This window comes from Psychrobacter pacificensis (assembly GCF_900101915.1).
GTDB lineage: Bacteria > Pseudomonadota > Gammaproteobacteria > Pseudomonadales > Moraxellaceae > Psychrobacter > Psychrobacter pacificensis.
The window spans coordinates 26,796-45,475 of the sequence record NZ_FNAL01000006.1; the positions used below are offsets into that span (position 1 = coordinate 26,796).

General features: G+C 45.3%; 12 protein-coding genes. 3 read left to right on the forward strand and 9 right to left on the reverse strand.

The annotated features are described in order from the left end of the window. Positions 1-68: 68 nt before the first annotated feature. The gene (locus tag BLR43_RS04985; RefSeq protein ID WP_093069268.1) at positions 69-530 is read right to left on the reverse strand and encodes a universal stress protein; all 462 of its coding nucleotides are present in this window, start codon (positions 528-530) and stop codon (positions 69-71) included. 431 nt (positions 531-961) lie between these two features. On the opposite strand from BLR43_RS04985, the gene BLR43_RS04990 reads away from it, so the two are divergent. Further along, a complete protein-coding gene (locus BLR43_RS04990) occupies positions 962-4,039 on the forward strand; it encodes an insulinase family protein (protein WP_093069271.1) in 3,078 nt (1,025 codons plus the stop codon). Between the two features lie 81 nt (positions 4,040-4,120). Here the strand turns inward: BLR43_RS04990 and BLR43_RS04995 are convergent, their stop codons facing one another. The 3 genes from BLR43_RS04995 to BLR43_RS05005 form a co-directional block, all read right to left on the reverse strand. Then, on the reverse strand, positions 4,121-4,684 hold the full coding sequence (locus tag BLR43_RS04995; protein WP_093069273.1) for an NUDIX hydrolase: 564 nt from the start codon (positions 4,682-4,684) through the stop codon (positions 4,121-4,123). A 267-nt stretch (positions 4,685-4,951) separates the two neighbouring features. Beyond that, on the reverse strand, positions 4,952-6,235 hold the full coding sequence (locus BLR43_RS05000) for an AGE family epimerase/isomerase (protein WP_227674122.1): 1,284 nt from the start codon (positions 6,233-6,235) through the stop codon (positions 4,952-4,954). Continuing rightward, positions 6,228-7,043, reverse strand: coding sequence for an SDR family oxidoreductase (locus tag BLR43_RS05005; RefSeq protein WP_093069274.1), 816 nt, complete (start codon positions 7,041-7,043; stop codon positions 6,228-6,230). The genes BLR43_RS05000 and BLR43_RS05005 overlap by 8 nt, the downstream gene beginning before the upstream one ends. 765 nt (positions 7,044-7,808) lie before the next feature. On the opposite strand from BLR43_RS05005, the gene BLR43_RS05010 reads away from it, so the two are divergent. Further along, positions 7,809-8,543 (forward strand): NUDIX hydrolase, encoded by a 735-nt coding sequence (locus BLR43_RS05010; protein ID WP_071002967.1) that lies wholly within the window; start codon positions 7,809-7,811, stop codon positions 8,541-8,543. Between the two features lie 10 nt (positions 8,544-8,553). On the opposite strand, the gene BLR43_RS05015 is transcribed toward BLR43_RS05010, so the two are convergent. Continuing rightward, positions 8,554-9,906 carry an oxygenase MpaB family protein gene (locus BLR43_RS05015; RefSeq protein WP_093069275.1) on the reverse strand — a complete coding sequence of 451 codons (1,353 nt, stop codon included), beginning with the start codon at positions 9,904-9,906 and terminating at the stop codon, positions 8,554-8,556. A gap of 377 nt (positions 9,907-10,283) precedes the next feature. Then, on the reverse strand, positions 10,284-11,486 hold the full coding sequence (gene nhaA / locus BLR43_RS05020) for a Na+/H+ antiporter NhaA (RefSeq protein ID WP_093069276.1): 1,203 nt from the start codon (positions 11,484-11,486) through the stop codon (positions 10,284-10,286). A 499-nt stretch (positions 11,487-11,985) separates the two neighbouring features. On the opposite strand from nhaA, the gene BLR43_RS05025 reads away from it, so the two are divergent. After that, positions 11,986-12,741 carry a TSUP family transporter gene (locus BLR43_RS05025; protein WP_093069277.1) on the forward strand — a complete coding sequence of 252 codons (756 nt, stop codon included), beginning with the start codon at positions 11,986-11,988 and terminating at the stop codon, positions 12,739-12,741. A 91-nt stretch (positions 12,742-12,832) separates the two neighbouring features. Here the strand turns inward: BLR43_RS05025 and BLR43_RS05030 are convergent, their stop codons facing one another. The 3 genes from BLR43_RS05030 to radC form a co-directional block, all read right to left on the reverse strand. Beyond that, positions 12,833-14,209, reverse strand: a complete 1,377-nt coding sequence (locus BLR43_RS05030; RefSeq protein ID WP_093069278.1) for a dicarboxylate/amino acid:cation symporter — start codon at positions 14,207-14,209, stop codon at positions 12,833-12,835. A 492-nt stretch (positions 14,210-14,701) separates the two neighbouring features. Next, positions 14,702-17,608, reverse strand: coding sequence for an acyl-CoA dehydrogenase (locus BLR43_RS05035; protein WP_093069279.1), 2,907 nt, complete (start codon positions 17,606-17,608; stop codon positions 14,702-14,704). A gap of 362 nt (positions 17,609-17,970) precedes the next feature. Next, complete coding sequence (radC, locus tag BLR43_RS05040; protein ID WP_093069282.1) at positions 17,971-18,654, reverse strand: RadC family protein; 684 nt, start codon at positions 18,652-18,654, stop codon at positions 17,971-17,973. Positions 18,655-18,680 lie beyond the last annotated feature (26 nt).

The window sequence follows — 18,680 nt, forward strand, 5'->3', positions numbered from 1 at the left end:
CGAGTGCAGCGCTAACAAATAACAGGTTAACTCGAATACAGGTTAACTCGAATGTTGAGCTAGACCCCTTATTCTGATACTGGTTCATCAAGCTTGACGACTAGGCTGTCGCAAGGGACGTTTGGCAAGATACTATCGGCAGTTGCACCGACTAACAAAGCAGCGATACCGTGACGTTCATGACGCCCAATAATGAGTAAGTCGACCTTTTTTTCATGACAGTAGTCAACAATACCTTTACTGTTAGAAATGGCAGCTGTCACCTCAGAGTTGACTGCTTCTAGCTCGTTGCACTCCAGAAACTGCGCCAGCTTAGCACGCGCTTTTTGCCATTTTTCATTATGGACATCGCCTGATAGGCTAGAGGAAGGTACTAATTCATACCCAAAGCGCACCATATCGTCTTCCACAATATGCAGGACAGACAGTCTGGCCTTAGGAGAGCCTGCGAGTATACGTTTGGTTTTTAGAGCAACCTTGTCTGCATCGGATAATAAGTCAGTAACCAGTAAAACGTGTTGGTAGCTCATGAGGTGCTCCTATTGGTAGTGAACTTCATGGTAGCAGTGCAAACGGTCTCTGTTAAGCGATATGACCATCATTTGAATGTGGCTTTTGTTGGAATTATTTTGGGCTGTTTGAAAGAGTGGCGAGCACTTCACGATATATTATTGCCCATGTGCTGACTTGACTTATCAACGATCAAACCCCACTAATAGCGCTAAGCCAATTCTTTTTTAGCCAATATAGCCAATATAGCCAATATAAATACCTGCATAATTGAGTTCAAAAGCCAGTATTGGGTTTTAGCGTTCAGTTTTTTCAGAAGTTGTAAGTCAAAATGTTTTAATAGCCATTTTTACGACTGATATTTTACGACTGATAGTTCAATAATTTTTACCACTCTATTTACCCTGATAGTCAGGACACACGATACGCATTGTAAGCGATAAGGATAACTATGACTGATACCCCATTTACTGCTGATCTCACGTTGCATCCAGCATTTGAGCTGATTGAGCATCGCCATATTGAGGCGCTATCGATGGATGTGCTGATCAGTCAGCATGTGAAGACAGGCGCGATGCACTATCATTTAGCGCACCCAAGCGATGAAAATGCGTTTTTAGTAGGTTTTCGTACTCAGCCGATGGACTCAAAAGGCGAGGCGCATATTTTGGAGCACGTCGCATTGTGTGGCTCTAAGAAATTCCCAGTACGTGACCCATTCTTTTCAATGATCAAACGCTCATTAAACACGTTTATGAATGCGATGACCGCAGCCGATTGGACGGCGTATCCGTATGCCACGCAAAACAAAAACGACTATTTTAATTTGCTTGCTGTGTACCTTGATGCGTCGTTTTTTCCCAATATCCACCCGCTCGATTTTGCGCAAGAAGGCATCCGCGTAGAGCTGGACGAAAACGACAAGCCCCAGTTTAAAGGTATCGTCTTTAACGAGATGAAGGGCGCGATGAGTGGCGAGATTGATCAGCTTTATCATACGGTTGCGCATCATCTATTCCCAACGACGACTTATCACTACAATTCAGGTGGCGATCCTGCTCAGATTCCTGACTTAACGCATACTGAGCTGACAGCTTTTCATGAGAGTCACTATCACCCATCGAATAGTGTCATCATGAGTTTTGGTAATATTCCTGTTGCTGAGACGCAAGCGAAAATACACGAAGATGCTTTGATTCAATTCGAAGCAGGTAAAAAACACGTATCGCGTCCAGAGCAGCGTTTGTCTGCACCTATTAGTGCAGTTGACACGTACACTGCTGATGAAGCCGGTCCAGATCAGACCCATCACGTGGTCGCTTGGTTGTTGCCGTCGATCACTGATCCTAAGCAGCGTTTGGCGCTGCGTTTGCTCGAAGGCGTACTGATTGAGCATTCAGGCTCGCCACTACGTGCTTATTTGGACAGCCATCCACTGGGCAAAGCGCCAAGTCCGCTATTAGGGCTGGATGACAGTCATTATGAAATGGTCTTTTATACGGGTCTGCGCGGCTCTAACCCAGAGCATGCCGAAGCGGTCGAGCAGGGCATCATTGATCTGCTGACTGAGGTGGCAAGCGCGCCAGTCGACGACGAAACGATCGAGACCATTCTGCATCAGATTGAAATTGATCAGCGTCACATCGGCGGTGATAGCATTCCTTATGGTCTAAACCTGATGTTAGAAGGCTTTAGTACTGCCATTCATGATGGTAACCCTATCGATGTGTGGGAAGTGGATGAGCACCTACAGTGGTTGCGCGAGCAAGTGGTCGATCCGCAGTGGCTACCGAACTTAATCAAAACGCATCTGCTGGACAATCAGCACCGTGTGCGCGTGACCATGACGCCAGATAGCGAAAAATCAGCGCGCCTTGCTGCAGCAGAGCAAGTGCGTTTAGATACCATCGCGATGGACTTGAGCGCTGATGATAAAGATATCTTGCACAAGCAAGCATTAGATCTGGCCGCACGCCAAGCCGCGCCTGATGATTTGAGCTTATTGCCAAAGGTAGGTCTAGAAGACGTACCAACAGATATTAGCTTTAAAGAAGGCGTGCAAAAACAAGTACGTTTAAGCGGACAAGACAGTACGCTATTTGAATATGAAGCGGGCACCAATGGTATCTATTACTATCAAGTCATTGTGCCGTTGACTGAGGCAATTGGTAACAGCAGCGTCGCTGATCTGCCAGTCAATGATGTGATTAATCATCCATTGTTGCCTATCTATCTGAGCTTGCTGTCTGAGCTGGGCACAGACTCGCTCAGCGCCCATGAGATGCAGGCCAAGCAAGCCGCGCATTCTTCGGGTGTGACCGCGCGTATCAGCCAGCGTACCCACGTGGATGATAGTCAATCGATTAGCAGCTATTTTGTCGTGGCAACGCGCGCGCTCAACCGCAAACCTGAAGCGATTGATTTGCTCAAAGAAGTGATGGAACACAGCATCTTTACTGAGCATGATCGCATCAAAGAAATCTTGCAACAGCGTCAAGCCAGCTGGCAATCTAATTTGGCAGGTTCTGGTCACTCATATGCAATGCAAACAGCCAGTCGCGGTATGAGTCGTCAAGCGCAGCTAGAATATGTGCGCAGCGGTTTACCAGCACTAAACGCACTAAAAGCGTTCTTGGGTCATGCCAGTACTGATGATGCACAGTGGGATCAATTAGCGACCAGTTTGATGGACTTGCATCAACGTTTGATCAGCTTACCTAAGCATGCCATCATCATTTGTGAAGCCGAGCAAACCGAGCGCTTAAGCGACTTAATTGTCGAGAGCTGGAAAGACAGTCAAGCGCCAGTGCTTGCTGCGCAATTGGGTGCCTCTGATGCGACTATCGAAGACACTATCCCAAGTGAGTTTGCCGAGCTGCACCTTGCGGCAGCGTTAAATGGCGAGACAGACACCATCAAGGCACGAGAGAGCAGTAGCGCGCTCGATGCCGAGGACTTGGCATGGCTGGTACCGACCAACGTCTATCATAATGCCAGCGCTTATCGTGTGCCAGCGGCCGATCATCCTGATACCGCTGCTTTGATGGTATTAGCGCCGTATCTGCGCAATGGCTACTTGCACAGCGCCATTCGTGAGCGCGGCGGTGCCTATGGCGGCGGTGCGGGCTATGACGCCAATGCATGTGCGTTTAAATTCTTTAGTTACCGCGATCCGCAGTGCGCTGAAACCTTTGAGCATTTTGAGGCCAGTATCGAGTGGATCTTAAACGAGCCGCAAACCGATGAGCAATTAGAAGAAGCCATTTTGGGTATTATATCCGGTATGGATAAACCGGGCTCGCCTGCAGGAGAAGCGATTAAGGCGTGCTTTGCCAACTTGCATCATCGCGGTGCTGACTGGCAACGTAAAATGCGCGCCGCTATCCTAGCCGTGACTATCGATGACTTGCAGCGTGTTGCCAAGCAATATCTGCAAGGTCAAAACCATGTACGTGCCGTGTTAGCACCTTATGATAAAGAAGAGACGATGAAAGGTCTTGGTTTTGAAATATGGAGAATTAAGAGCTAAGACAATTAGGTTTGTTCTTTATTAAAAGTTAAATATAAAAAGCCAAGCATGATGCTTGGCTTTTTTGTATGTAGTATTTGCTTAGTACCGTTTGATACTCAAATCTTTGCCGATTTTGTCTTGATGGATCGGGAATTCTGACAACTCGTTATACTGCTTACGATCAGAAAAATAGTTTTTTAAGGTAAGGCGAATGGCCTCAAAGGCGAGCTTATCCCATGGAATATCTTCTTCACTAAATAGCGCACAATCAAGGCTTTCTGAGCCAATACCGTACGCACCATCTTTTAGATCGGCGAGATAAATAGAGTAGATCTGCCCAATATCTGGTAGGTCATAAATGCAGTATAGATGCGGATTCAGTACGATGGCATCAGCTTCTTCGTAGCTCTCGCGTGCGGCGCCTTCAGCCATGGTTTCGCCGTTTTCCATAAAACCTGCAGGTATCGTCCATAGCCCATATTGCGGCTCGATCGCTCGGCGGCACAGTAGGACTCTGTCTTCGTGTACGACTAGCGAACCACAGATAACCTTTGGGTTTTCGTAGTGGATATAGTGACAATTGGGGCACACCAAGCGCGGCATATTATCTGTAGGTGGGATTTTTCGTTCTGCTTTATGACCGCATTGGAGACAATAGCTCATACCAACTACCTTTATTAGTAAATATTGTATGTCCACTTATCTTAAAAGTTTTTTTGCCGTTCTGATGTTTGCTTTTGTATACAGCAGCGATAGTGACAAATACTTTTGAGGATATCCTTTTACTTTTAACGAAAAAGTTATTTTATTTAATTTTTATGATTACAACGAAAACGCTCTGACAGCGCATTTTAATTGCCATCAAAGCGTTCTTATATTATCGAGTATATCCTACATAGGAATTAGGTCATAAAAATTAGATCATAGCAATTAGGTTTTTATTTTGAGCATTTGTGTGCGTAGTCCACCAGCTACCGACGCAGAGATAGGAATCAATGGCGTCACCGTGGCTTGAAAGTCATGATAAAGATCTTCGCGCGTCGGATATATGACCGTACTTAAGTTGCCATCTGCATCTACCTCATGACGCCAGCCGCCGTGCTCAAGATCAATCAAAGTACTGGCAATATAATCCCAAGCTAAGCGGTAGTAATACTCAAAGCGCGGATCACCCGTACGGCGCGATAGCATCAGTGCGGTATTAGCCATTTCCGCCTGTACCCAGTAAGGACGGTTTGGTATTGAAATCTCATCATCCCAGCCAATGGTATAAACCATGCCGGGCTGACCGTCAGGTGCCCAGCCACGATCGATAGCGCTATCAAATAATGCGATGGCATCAGGTAGCAGCCAATCAGGTATGTCATAATCATGCGCGATACAAGCAGACTCAACCTTGAGCAGCAGTCCTGCCCATTCTGCAAAGTGACCAGGTGTGAGTCCCCAGGGACGCAGGTCATCAGAAGGCTCATTCGCATCGTAGTCGGGCAACAGATTCCACTCACTATCAAAATGTTCAGGTAGGCGACCATCGTAAGTACTAGGCATATCATGACCGAAGCGCTTGGCTAAGTGTAGTGCGCGGTCTAGCCAGCGCGTTTCACCCGTGGCATCTGCCAGTGCTAAGCAGGCTTCGGTCGTATGCATGTTGCAATTGGCGCCGCGATAATCTTCGGGATCAGACCAATCAGCGGCAAAAGAAGGTAGCATTGATTGCTCATCTTCTAACCAAAAATGCTGATCAATGATTGTTATTGCAGCCTCCATCAACTCTGCACCGCGCGGGCGACCAGCAATGCTAGCAGACGCGCCAGCAAGCGCGACAAACGCATGCAGATAGGCGTTTTTGCGTGATGGGTTTTCATGAGTTGAGGAAGCATCACTGAACCAACCGCCATGTACCGAGTCGCGCAATGGGCCATCAAGTAACGCATCTAGGCCATGGTCAGCAAGTGTTGCTGCACCTGGTATACCCATTAGTGCCGCTAGCGCATAGCAATGCACCATCCTCGCAGTGATGATGCTCTTTGCTGTGTCATCTACCATGCTCCCATCGTGACCCAAAGTAGCAAACCCTGATGGCACGCGCGCTTTGGCATAATGATCAAGTAGACGCTGTCCTTCAGCGAGCAACCAACGACGATGAGTACTGCTATCTGCCCAACAGACAGATAGCAAGTCAGAGGAGTCAGGAGAATCCATGATATCAGCCATTGGTAATCATCCCGCCATTGATATGTAGCGTCTGCCCAGTCACAAAGCTACTGTCTTGGCAAGCAAGAAATACATAGGCAGCGCCCATCTCGCGTGGCTGACCCATACGCCCCATTGGTGAGGACATCGATTCTAAAATATCTTTATCAAAGTCTTTAAATACCAATTGAATCTCGCTCACCACAGGACCTGGTGCTACTTGATTGACGCGAATACCGCGACTAAGTAGTTGTTGCGATAACGCGCGGGTGTAGCCAACGATAGCGCCTTTGGTTGCGGTGTACGGCACCAATACATCATTGCCGACATACGCATTAACAGATGTCGTATTAATGATGCTATCGCCTTCTTTCATATGCTCAAGGGCGGCGCGGGTTGCATAAAACATTCCTGCCATATTGACATCGAAATGCTGTTGCCAGTCTTTATCACTGACTTCAGACAAATCATGATACGGCTTTTGCATACCAGCGTTATTGACTAGCACATCAATGCCGCCCCATTGTGCCACGACCGCTTCGACTGCCTCTTTGCAACTACTGCTATCTGCCGTATCACCCTGCAGTACCAGCGCGTCTGTGCCTTCTGCTTCAATACCTTTACGCGTCTCATTTGCGCTCTCTTCATCAGAGTGATAAAGGATGGCAACTTTGGCGCCTTCACGTGCCATATGAAAAGCCACTGCGCGACCGATACCACTGTCTCCGCCAGTGATTAAAACGCGCTTATCAGCCAGTTTTCCTGAGCCTTTATAGTTATCATTGATATATTCAGCAGGTGGCATCATGTTGTCGATTTGGTCTGTCATAATCTGTATCCTTTGTTCTTTTGAGGTATTGTTTATTGTTATTACAGCAATCCTATGACGTTGGCCTCAGTATTTTTATAATGCTATTTTAGGATGTCCGCCTCATAGTCTTGCTAGCAGTTATCATAATACCCAAATGCATTTTTTGAAATATTACTCGGTTAATGTTTGGTAATTTAAAGCTGCAGTTATGATACTTATTATCATTGATAAGTACCAAGCAAAAAGGATATTGAGAAAATCTTAATTAATAAAACGATCACCGTTTGAGACAGACGGTATGAGATATTGAGTGATTTAGAAAGGTGTAAAGACGCGGCAAAAAAATAGACATTTAGTTGAAAGGCTCACTTGGATAGAGGCTCAGTCTATATAACAAAGCTTATACACAAGCGGTAAGCCGTTTTATATTTATCATAGTGACCACATATATAGTGAAACCATTATAAAAATGGTATAGCAAGATTAAACGCTATTTTTCGCAGCCTCTGGAGACGCAGTCACAGCAAGCAAGAAAAGTAGCATTTAATCGAGCGCGTTTCCTATGCTGCATCAATTTTATTGAGGTTCTACTGTATGTATAGCAGTCAGCTGATGCATCAATAAATCGCACTTTGTCGAAAATAACGTAAATATGAGATACATCTACAAAAGCGATAATCTGATTAATAAAAAAGGCTGCCATACTAGCGACAGGTTACACTGTTATGCTGGCACCGGTATTTTCATGAGTAATATGAAAATGACCACTCATAGGATTTGATAATGACCGTACCCGAAAATATTGATTTTTTTAATAAGTTTAGCGTCGCTGTCCCAAGCTTTATTCGTCATCCCACACTCAGAAAACTGGCCGAGCGAGTACAACACGAGACATTGAATGCGCTCACGAGTCCAGCGATGTACGAGAGTGGCAACACCTCACAAAGTACGCGTATTTTGGACAGCTTGTATCAGACACCGATTGCCGATGCCTCAATATTGGTGGCAATTACCAATGAGCGTCGACCCAAGCTTTTATTGACGCGCCGAGCCGCTCATATGAACAGCCATGCAGGAGAGGTCTCCTGTGCAGGCGGCAAACATGAGATAGGTGATGGCAACAACGTCGTGACCGCATTACGTGAAGCTTGTGAAGAGACGGCGCTGCCACCTAATAAAGTGCAATTACTGGGACAACTACCGATCCAAACGTCCAAAAGCGGTATGAGTGTACGTCCCATTGTCGCGCTCATCGCCCCAGGTCTGGTATTAGTTCCTGAAGTGGGAGAGATATCGCGTATCTTTTGGGCGGATTTAGAGTCGTTAGTCAACCAGCCAACGGTGGAGTATGCGGTAGAATATAAAATGCAAGAACAAACCGCGACCATACTGACGCCGAGTTGGCAAGTGGATGGTGAGACGGTGTGGGGACTGACAGGGCGCGTCATTGCCAGTTTGCTAGAAACTGGGTTTGATCGTCAGCTAGAATGGTATTACCGCGTAGAAAACAAACGCTGATAGATATCATCTACTTATAATAATCATCGTTCTTTTTAAGCCACCAATTCATATTGTCTTGGCGCTTGGCACGAAATGCTTCTAATTTTTGGGCAACCGTTGCATTGTGCTGCCGCGCAGTATCAAGCGCAAAAAGAATCGGCACTGAAGACAATACGCCAAAGCGTATTTTTGATTTTGGTAAAGCTAAGCCGTCACCAATGTCATCACCGACTAAGGTGCGTGTCACACTGGCATTGACCATCTCCACAAAGCGTCCACGTCGATTGTCTTCGCCCATCAACTGACGCGGTAGATCATGCAAGGCTTTTGCCAGTGGCTGCCCCGTCTTAAAGTCTAGCTGCTGTATTGATAAGTAGGTATACAGCCATTCCCAGCTAGCCGCTTCATCTTTTGGCAGACGCTCTAAATCAACGCCCATCCAGTAGCTGGCAAGATTCCATAAGTGCAAAATACCTTCCGCTTCCTCAGGGCTAATACGGGCGCCGAGCAGGCGTAGGCCACGCATAATTAACAACGAGAACTGTAAATGGGTGGCAATCATATCGGTTTGGTTAATCGGCACGCCCCAATAATCGGTATTCCAGCTACCATCAGGGTTATGATGTTGCTCGGCGTTTGGTATCACGCCTGTAGCAGCATTGCCCTTACCTTTGAGCAAGTTTTGCCGTACCAATGTATGAATCTGACGTACTTTGATGGATTGTCGCCAGCCCTCAGAGCCAATCGCCAATACTTGATCGATAGGTTGAGAGTGATTGCGCATGCCCATATCTGATTGTGGATGCTCAGACACCGCCAAGATATAGGCATAGGTACGCATGAGCCGTGGTAGCGCATCGTGCATCAACGCGCCCGTCTGAATGAGTGGTAGTGATAGGGCTGGGATGCTATAACCTGCCATCAGCGCGACATTACGCAGTAGCCAAATGAGCATCAGTGGATAGCGTCGATAGGCGACCGCACCGATTTGAGCGAGTTTGGGATCGAACCAATCAGGATGACTGCTAAATTGCTCGGTTAGTGCATTAAATGAGGCGTTGGTTGCGAGATCGCTATTTAGGTCTAGACCATCGCCGCTGCTGATAATCTGTTGTAGGGGCTTTGCAAAGCGGATATTGTTAGCGGCCAAATCATCTGCGAGTGGATCGCCAATATCGTAGCCGGCGACTATCTCCTCTAGTAGCGCAGGCGAGATAGCAAAGTCTTTTGGTAGTAGATATCGCTTAATCCGCTTTAACACTTGCAAATCACTATGGTCATCGATAGCAGTCGTACGCCCATGACGCAAATACAACGCTGTTGATGGATGCTGCGTCTTATTGGTGGGAATATTTGCAGTATTGCTGATTTTCTTATCCATATGATCAAACACCTTTATAAGTCAGCTATAAAACAACATTCGTATCGTAAGAGCGATCCATAACCATCACTTATAAGCGTTAATTGATGGACTCAATGACTCTCGTTGTCTTTGTATCGTACTGATACGAGATTTTAGGTCACATATTTCATCAGATAAGAACGGCAGTCTTACACGCGCGTCTTTCGCCCTAACGATACGGCAGGCACGATGTATTGGATATTCTCGTCTGCCGACATGACAATTATTGCTAATGCTACAGCGGGTTCATTAACAATAATCAACCTTGGCTGAATACACATTTTTCATTAAAAGTTTTTGCAGATAATAAAAAGCGACTTATAAGCTAATAGGCTCATAAGTCACTCGTTTTGCTATTAATGAGAGCGAGTCAAATCGACTGATGTGCCGCTGACATTATCTTTCAAGCTCACTTTGAGCATGATGTAACCTGCGATACCAGAAATGATAGAACCCATGATGATACCCAAGCGCTCATCAAACATAGTGGTGTCGCCAGCGAACGCCAAGCTACCAATGAATAAGCTCATGGTAAAACCAACACCGCACAATAGCGCTGCGCCGTAGATTTGCTTATAGTTCATACCTTTTGGCATGGTTGAGATACCAAGCTTAAAGATTAACCAGCACATAATCATGACGCCCAACTGCTTACCGATAAACAGACCTGCGGCAATACCTAGTGGTACTGAATGGAATAATTCAGCAAGACCTGCGCCTTCGAGTGAGATACCCGAGTTGGCAAAAGCGAATATTGGCAAAATACCAAAGGCGACGGTGTTATGTAGGTCATGCTCTAGCTCTTCAAGCGGAGAGTGCTCAGGATCAGTGCGGTCAAACATAGGAATAAATAGTGCTAAGACCACACCGGCCAATGTTGCATGGATACCCGATTTGAGCACTGCAATCCACATGATAATACCAATAAGTAGATAAGGCGTGATGCTAGTGACGTTACGACGATTAAGAAGGTACAAGAATGGCAGACATAGGCCAGCCAAAGCTAACGACTCTAGTGACAACTCACTGGTATAAAACAGAGCGATAATCAAAATCGCACCGATATCATCAAAAATAGCTATAGAGACCAAAAAGACTTTTAGAGAGTTGGGTACACGGTTGCCAAGAAGGCTCAAAATACCAAGCGCAAAAGCAATATCTGTTGCCGCAGGAATGGCCCAACCTTTCCAAAACTCAGGCTCATTGTAGTTAAAGAGTAGATAAACAATCGCAGGCATGATCATACCGCCCAGTGCTGCACCAGCTGGTAGGATAATCTGCTTGACGTTAGACAACTCACCAATCAATACTTCACGCTTGAGCTCAAGCCCGACCAAGAAAAAGAAAACGGCCATTAGACCATCATTGATCCAGTGGTGAGCATCTTTGGCAATGGCAAACTCACCAATTTGAATGGCAACTGGTGCGTGAATAAAACCTTCGTACCAAACATTAAGAGGGGAGTTGGCAATGATCATTGCAGCAACGGCAGCCAGTGCTAAGACGATACCGCCTGCTGCCTCAAATTCAAAAAATGCCTTAATCCTTCGTATTGCCATATTATCCTCATCTCCTAAGTACAATTTACTAAATAATCTCAAATATCCACGCTATTATTCATGACGATATAGCAAGCAGACAAAAACAGTTTCTCACACTCTTATTAATATAGACAATAAAATACGCTGAAATAACGCCATTAGCCCATTATATCGTCTCAATGATAGTGACATTATAAAGGCGCTGCGATGAGCAAAATAGTTGTAAGTCGTTAAATCTTTTTAACAAATTGTCCGTTATATGAGAGATTTGGAACGCTATTGGCTAAATCTAGCAGACTTTGTGACGTTTTTGGCTTTTTTTGCGGTTTTATATCTATAATGATCGACGCATTATGACGTTATCTCATGTCTTAAGAAGTTTTCAGGGAATTTATCGTCTCATCACTACTACTATCAACAATAGCTATTACCAACGATAGTAGTGTCATTAGTAAGTTTTTAGCCTAGTATCTGAGGCTTTCTTTTCTTTTATCACCATATTTTGTAGGTCAGTATTATGGACTTAACCTTCTCACTAGAGATTATTTTGATGCTTGCGGCTGTCGCAGCATTGGCAGGATTTATTGATGCGATTGCTGGCGGCGGCGGTCTGTTGACCATACCTGCCATGCTACTGGCCAATATCCCTCCAGTGCTCACGCTTGGCACCAATAAGCTACAAGCGGCGTCAGGTGCATTGGCTGCGTCTGTTACCATGATAAAAAAGGGCGTCGTCAAACCGCAGCGTATTAAAGTGGCTATTATTGCCGCGTTTATCGGTTCTGTCTTGGGTACCATTGCGGTGCAGATGTCACCACCTGATTTGCTTGAAAAACTGATCCCTTTTTTGATTGCCGCTATCGGTATTTATACCTTATTTGCCCCTAGGCTTGGTGAGGTAGAGGCCGCTCCCCGCATATCAGAGGGTAAGTGGCAAAAAGGGGTGGCCCCGTTGATTGGTTTTTATGATGGGTATATTGGACCCGGCACAGGGATGTTTTTTGCGCTGGGTAATGTGGCACTACGTGGTCGTCAGATTATTGAAGCGACAGGCACCGCAAAAGTGTTGAACCTATCGACCAATATCGGCTCACTGATATTTTTTATTTTGGGTGGCAATGTGTTGTGGAAAGTGGGATTGGCAATGATGGTTGGACAAACCATCGGTGCCTATTTTGGTTCACATATGGTCGTCAAGGGCGGTAGTAAGCTGATTCGTCCGATGATTGTGCTGGTGTGTTTGGCAATGTTGACCAAATACGTTTTTGGCTAAATGAGAGTAACCAAATACGTTATCCAACAAAAAACCTCAGCCAATGTGACTGAGGTTTTTTGTTTTATGAATGTCTATCTAGCAGAGATGATTAGTGGCGACGATCAACGTCATCGTACTCACTACCCATGATGCCATCATTCATGACTTTAGAGAATTCACGCTCGTTTTCTTCATCGATGTGACCATCGAACACGTCTTTAGCACCAGCGTTAGGATCGTTGTATAGCGCCAGATCCATTTTACCTTCTGATTTTGCTACGATAGTTGTCACGGCAGCATCACCGCCCACGTTGACAGCCGTACGTAACATATCAAGGATACGGTCCACACCCAAGATCAAGCCAATACCTTCGATTGGCAAGCCAACTTGCGCAAATACCATCGATAGCATGATCAAGCCGACACCAGGGACACCAGCCGTACCGATAGAGGCCAGTACTGACATCAAGATAACGGTTAGATATTCTGTCACGCCCAAATCAATCCCATAAATATTGGCAATAAAGATGGTCGCTGTCCCTTGCATGATGGCTGTACCATCCATGTTGATGGTGGCACCAAAAGGAACGGTAAACGAAGCAACTGAGTTATTCACACCCATACGCTTAGTAACGGTACGCAAGGTAATCGGAATAGTTGCGTTTGAGCTTGACGTACTAAACGCAAAGATTTGTACTTCGCGCATTTTTGCCAAAAAGGTCTTGATAGATAGACCTGAAGAGACTTTTAGTACAATCATCATAGTAACGAAGAAATGGAAGACCAAAGACCCAACCAATACTGCCATATAGCTTAGCAGTGACAAAATTAACTCAAAGCCTAGCTCAGACATCGCCTTGGCTAACAGTGCAAATACACCATAAGGGGCTAGGTTCATAATGATGGTCACCATCTTCAAGATGACTTCATTGATAAGCTCTAGACTCTGAACCAAGCCTTTGGCAGGTTTACCCACCATCAAAATACTGATACCGATTAGAATGGCAAAGAAAATAATCGATAGCATGTCGCCATTTGCCATCGCACTGATGGGATTTGAGGGGATAATGTTTGAGAATACATCAAGCAGTGGCGGCGCTGATGCAGCTTCAAACGTGGCTTCGGATTCGATATTCATGCCTTTACCGATACCAAATAGCACACCCAATCCAATCGCCGTTGCAATAGCAAGCGCGGTTGTCATCATATAGATCATAAATGTTTTGGTACCAATACGTCCTAGCAGACGGATATCACCAATGCCACACACACCGCAAATCAGTGAGATAAGTACTAAAGGTACGACCAACATTTTTAGCGAGTTAACAAATAGCTTGCCGATAATAGCAAAGACACCATTTGTGATATAAGTATTAACGAAGCTGCCTTCGCCATTCAATCCTGAGTAGTTTAAAAATAGACCCAGTATGATACCGAGCACCATGGCAACGATAATCTTGCCTGTCAGTCCCATATTTTTCCACATATCCATATCCTTTGTGTGCATAACAGCGCTATAGTCAGTGTCACCCAAATCTATGTGACCGTGTTTGCCAATCTAACTATAATGCGTGTTATGACTATTAAGTTCTTGTGATTGTCGCTTGATGTCACATTTTCGAGGACAATATAAAAGAATAGTTAAGGGCACTGCAAGATTTTTTTATCATTTTATTCCAAGAGAACAATCCCTGTCACAACTATGTGCCCATAAAATAGTGATTATTTATTGTAAACGGTTTGTTTCTGATATGAAACAATATATTCATGAAAGAGTTTTTAGGGTAAATGGATATATCAAACTATTGATATTAAGCCAGTGTTATCACTTTGATGTCATAAAATACGTTTACATTTTGGCAACTCCAAAAAAAAACCAAACTGTCGCGTGTGGACAGTCTGGCTTTTGAAGTTTTATATTTATCGTCATGAATAATCACGATACTCATGAGTTTACGCGTTTGAATTGACCTTTTAGTTATACCTTATCATCTTCTTCACGTTCGCGCGGCAGATGCGTCTGATCATCTAAGGTTTGGAGGTGTTTGTCACTTGCGCTTTCGTCGACCTCATCAGGTGGAGCAATGCGGCGACTGTGGTTGTTACTCATACGCTCATTGAGGTGAGACTCTGCATCACGGTAGCGATGATCAAGCGCTTCGGCTTCAGGATTTGATTTCTCAAAATTCGCCTGTGACTTGATTTCTTTCACAGTATCTTGCTCACTGACCATTTCTACATCACCATCGCTCTCATAGCCGTGATTAGGATTGGCATCACCAGTCTGTGGTTCTGTATTTGTCGTATCATTTAACTCATGCGTGACTGGCATCTCACTGTCAGTCGATACGCTACTTTTGTTTTTTACTTCTTTTTTTAGCGCTGCATAATTTGTTAGTTGATTGACAGCATTTTCGAGCGTATGTGGATTATCGCGCTCTTGAGCTTCTGATAGATGCTTATCAAATACATCGGTCAATAATGAATCAAAGCGCATGGCATTGTATTGAATCAGCACTTCTGCCTCTTCTTCAGTGATGCTATCGTTTTGGCTCGCATGTACCACATGGTCTTCGAAGGTTAGGCCTTCAAAGCTGTCCTGATGTTCTGCCTTTTTAAACTTCTGCCACAGTGGTTCGATCTCAACCAAGGTCTGATAAGCATGCTCCATACGGCCTGTCACATCATCTGGGTCGGTATTGTAGTACACCATGGTTTTGAGATAATCGCGGAATGGGTTGGCAGAAAAATCATCCATAAAGGTATCACCCAGCTGACGTTTTAGCTCATCGCTTGCTGGCGTAAAGATACGGCCACTTGGAAAAGTCACAAAGCTCACCACATTGGCGGCCATACGATTAGGGAAGTTGGCAAAGAAAGACACAAAAGCTTCTTGAATCGTATATAAGCTGTTTTGGAGTGCAACTTTGGCATGTAAACGCTCAGCTTCGGATTTACTACCATGCTCATAAAATTGCAAAATAGCCGTCGCGATAAATAAGTGGCTATGAATATCCGCTAAGCGACCAGACAGCATCTCTTTACGTTTGAGATCCCCTGCTAACAGTCCTAACGCCATATCTGCAGTTAGGGCAAAGCTTGCGCTTAGGCGGTTGATATGCTTGTAATAAGGACGAGTAAAGGCATCAGCAAAACGTGGCGCATTATCACTACCACCGACGTAACCTGCGATAAAGGCTTTTGCACCGCGATTAAAGGTATAGCCTAAATGCTTGAAGAACAGCGTATCGAACTTTTGGGTTGCCGCTTTTTTATCCTCACTCTGTAGCAGTTGCAGCTCATCGAATAGATAAGGATGACAACGCATCGCGCCTTGACCAAAAATCATCAGCGAGCGGGTCAAAATATTGGCACCCTCAACAGTGATAGATACAGGAATTGCTTGATAAGGTATCGCTAAGAAGTTACGTGGGCCCATCTGTACGGCACGACCACCAACGACATCCATACCATCATTGACCACACTACGCATGGTTTCGGTCGCATAATATTTTGCCATTGCAGTCATGACTGATGGCGTACCGCCTTGGTTTAACCCGCAAGTTACCAAATGACGGAACGCTTCTAACATATAAGTGTTACTTGCCATGCGACTGGTGGCGTCCTGTACACCTTCAAATTTACCGACTGATATTTTGAACTGTTCGCGAACTTTTGCAAATGCACCGACAGACAGATAGGTCATTTCACTGGCTGAGGTCGATAGAGCAGGCAAGGAGATACCACGACCCACGCCCAAGCACTCCATCAGCATACGCCAACCGCGACCAGCGTTTTCGACACCACCGATGATGTAATCTAAGGGGATAAAGACATCTTTGCCATCGACCGTACCATTCATAAATGGCGAGCCGATTGGGTTGTGACGTGGGCCCGTGACCACCCCTTCATGATTGGCAGGGATCAGTGCACAGGTGATACCATAATCGGTTTTGTTGGGATCTCCAAGCAGCCCTTCAGGATCATGCATCTTAAAAGCCAAACCCACGACAGTAGCGATAGGTGCTAATGTAATCCAGCGTTTGGAGAAGTTCATACGCAGACCAAGTACCTGCTCGCCCTCATGCGTGCCATAACAGACGACGCCTGTATCAGGGATCGCACCTGCATCAGAGCCTGCCTCAGGTCCAGTCAAACCAAAGCAAGGTACTTCATCACCTTTGGCGAGACCCGGTAGCCAGCGCTGTTTTTGCTCGTCCGTGCCATAGTGCATTAGTAGCTCACCAGGACCGAGCGAATTGGGTACCATACAGGTCACTGCCGCAGTCGGTGAGCGCGACGCGATTTTACTCATCACGCGGCTTTGCGCATAAGAGCTAAATTCTAGACCACCAAACTCTTTTGGAATAATTAAACCTAAAAAGCCATTACTTTTGATAAATTGCCACGCTTCAGGTGAAAGCTCTTTATCTTTGTGCTGGATTTGCCATTCATCGAGCATAGCGCATAGCGTTTCTACTTCGTTATCAATGAAGCTTTGCTCTTCCTCTGAGAGCTTTGGATAAGGGTAATTGGCAAAAGCCTCCCAATTTGGCGCTCCCATAAACAGCTCTTTTTCCCACCAACTGGTACCAGCATCCAGTGCTTCACGCTCCGTATCACTCATACTAGGCATTGCACCACCCAAAGCCTTATAGACAGGTTTGGTAATGAGTGATTGGCGCAGTGGAGTGATGAGTAAAACCAAACAAAGCAGCGCGATGGGCACCCCTAAGAGGAGCGACCATGGACTGATAATGGCAGTAACAATGACGGTGATCAAGGCAACAATACTGCCCGTGACTCGTGATAAGGACAGCAAAAAGATGGCCAAGACCACAGCTAATTGAATGATGACTGCCAAAATAAACAAGCCAATTGCCATGACTATCTCCTGTGGGATACTAAATAAAAAGTGTGAAATATAAGAAAATAAAAAGATATGAACCGTTATGATTATTGTTGTGTCTTATAACAAACAGTTCTATCCATATAATAGTTGGCAGCATAAGTAACCTTGGTGCTGCTAGCAGACTCTTATACTGTATACGGCTAAAACAAAAGCGTACTGCGTCAGCTGCCATAGAACAAGCTACTAATATGAAACAGATGTTGATGACTATCAATAGCCAAAGTGCTACGCTGTGTCGATAATATGTATCAGGTATCATACCCAATAGATTCTAATGAGTAGGGTTTGCCAAGTAGCTCAAATTTGCTGACCAGTTGAGTGGTCAGTGTCATGAACTAACCAAAAGGTATCAGATTGCTTTCGGCATAAGATAAGGTATCGTTACGTCCAACGATGATATGATCGACCAGTGAGATATCTAGTAGGTCACACGCTTTTTTTAGCTCATAGGTCAGTAGATTGTCAGCAGCTGAGGGCTTGGCATCGGTATGAGGATGGTTATGCGCAATGATGAGCTGGCTAGCCGCATGGCTTAGTGCGTGCCGGAGTACATGCTTGATACAGACGGAACACGATGAGATGCCACCTGTGAACAGTATCTCAAAGTTTAACAGGTTCAACGCATTGTCCAGACAGAGGACAGCAAATACTTCACGATGCTCACCGCGTAACTGGGTGCTGATATAATCTTTGACCACTTGCGAGCGCCCAAGTGCTTGCCCCGTTTTTAGCTTACTATCCAGATAACGTGTGCCCATCTCAAGCGATGCCAATATCTGAGCGTACTTGGCGGGACCGATCCCATGACAAGCAAGAACGGTTTTTTGCGGTGCGGCAAGCAGCTCAGCTAGGCTGCCAAACTGATCGATCAAATGACGCGCGAGCTCAATCGCTGACTGTGACTGCGTACCCGTACGTAAAAATATGGCCAGTATCTCCGCATCAGATAAGTGAGCGGCACCGAATTTCAATAATCTTTCGCGTGGTCTGTCATCCTCATGCCAGTCTTTAATCGCCATTGCCACTCCTTAAGAATAAATTGCTA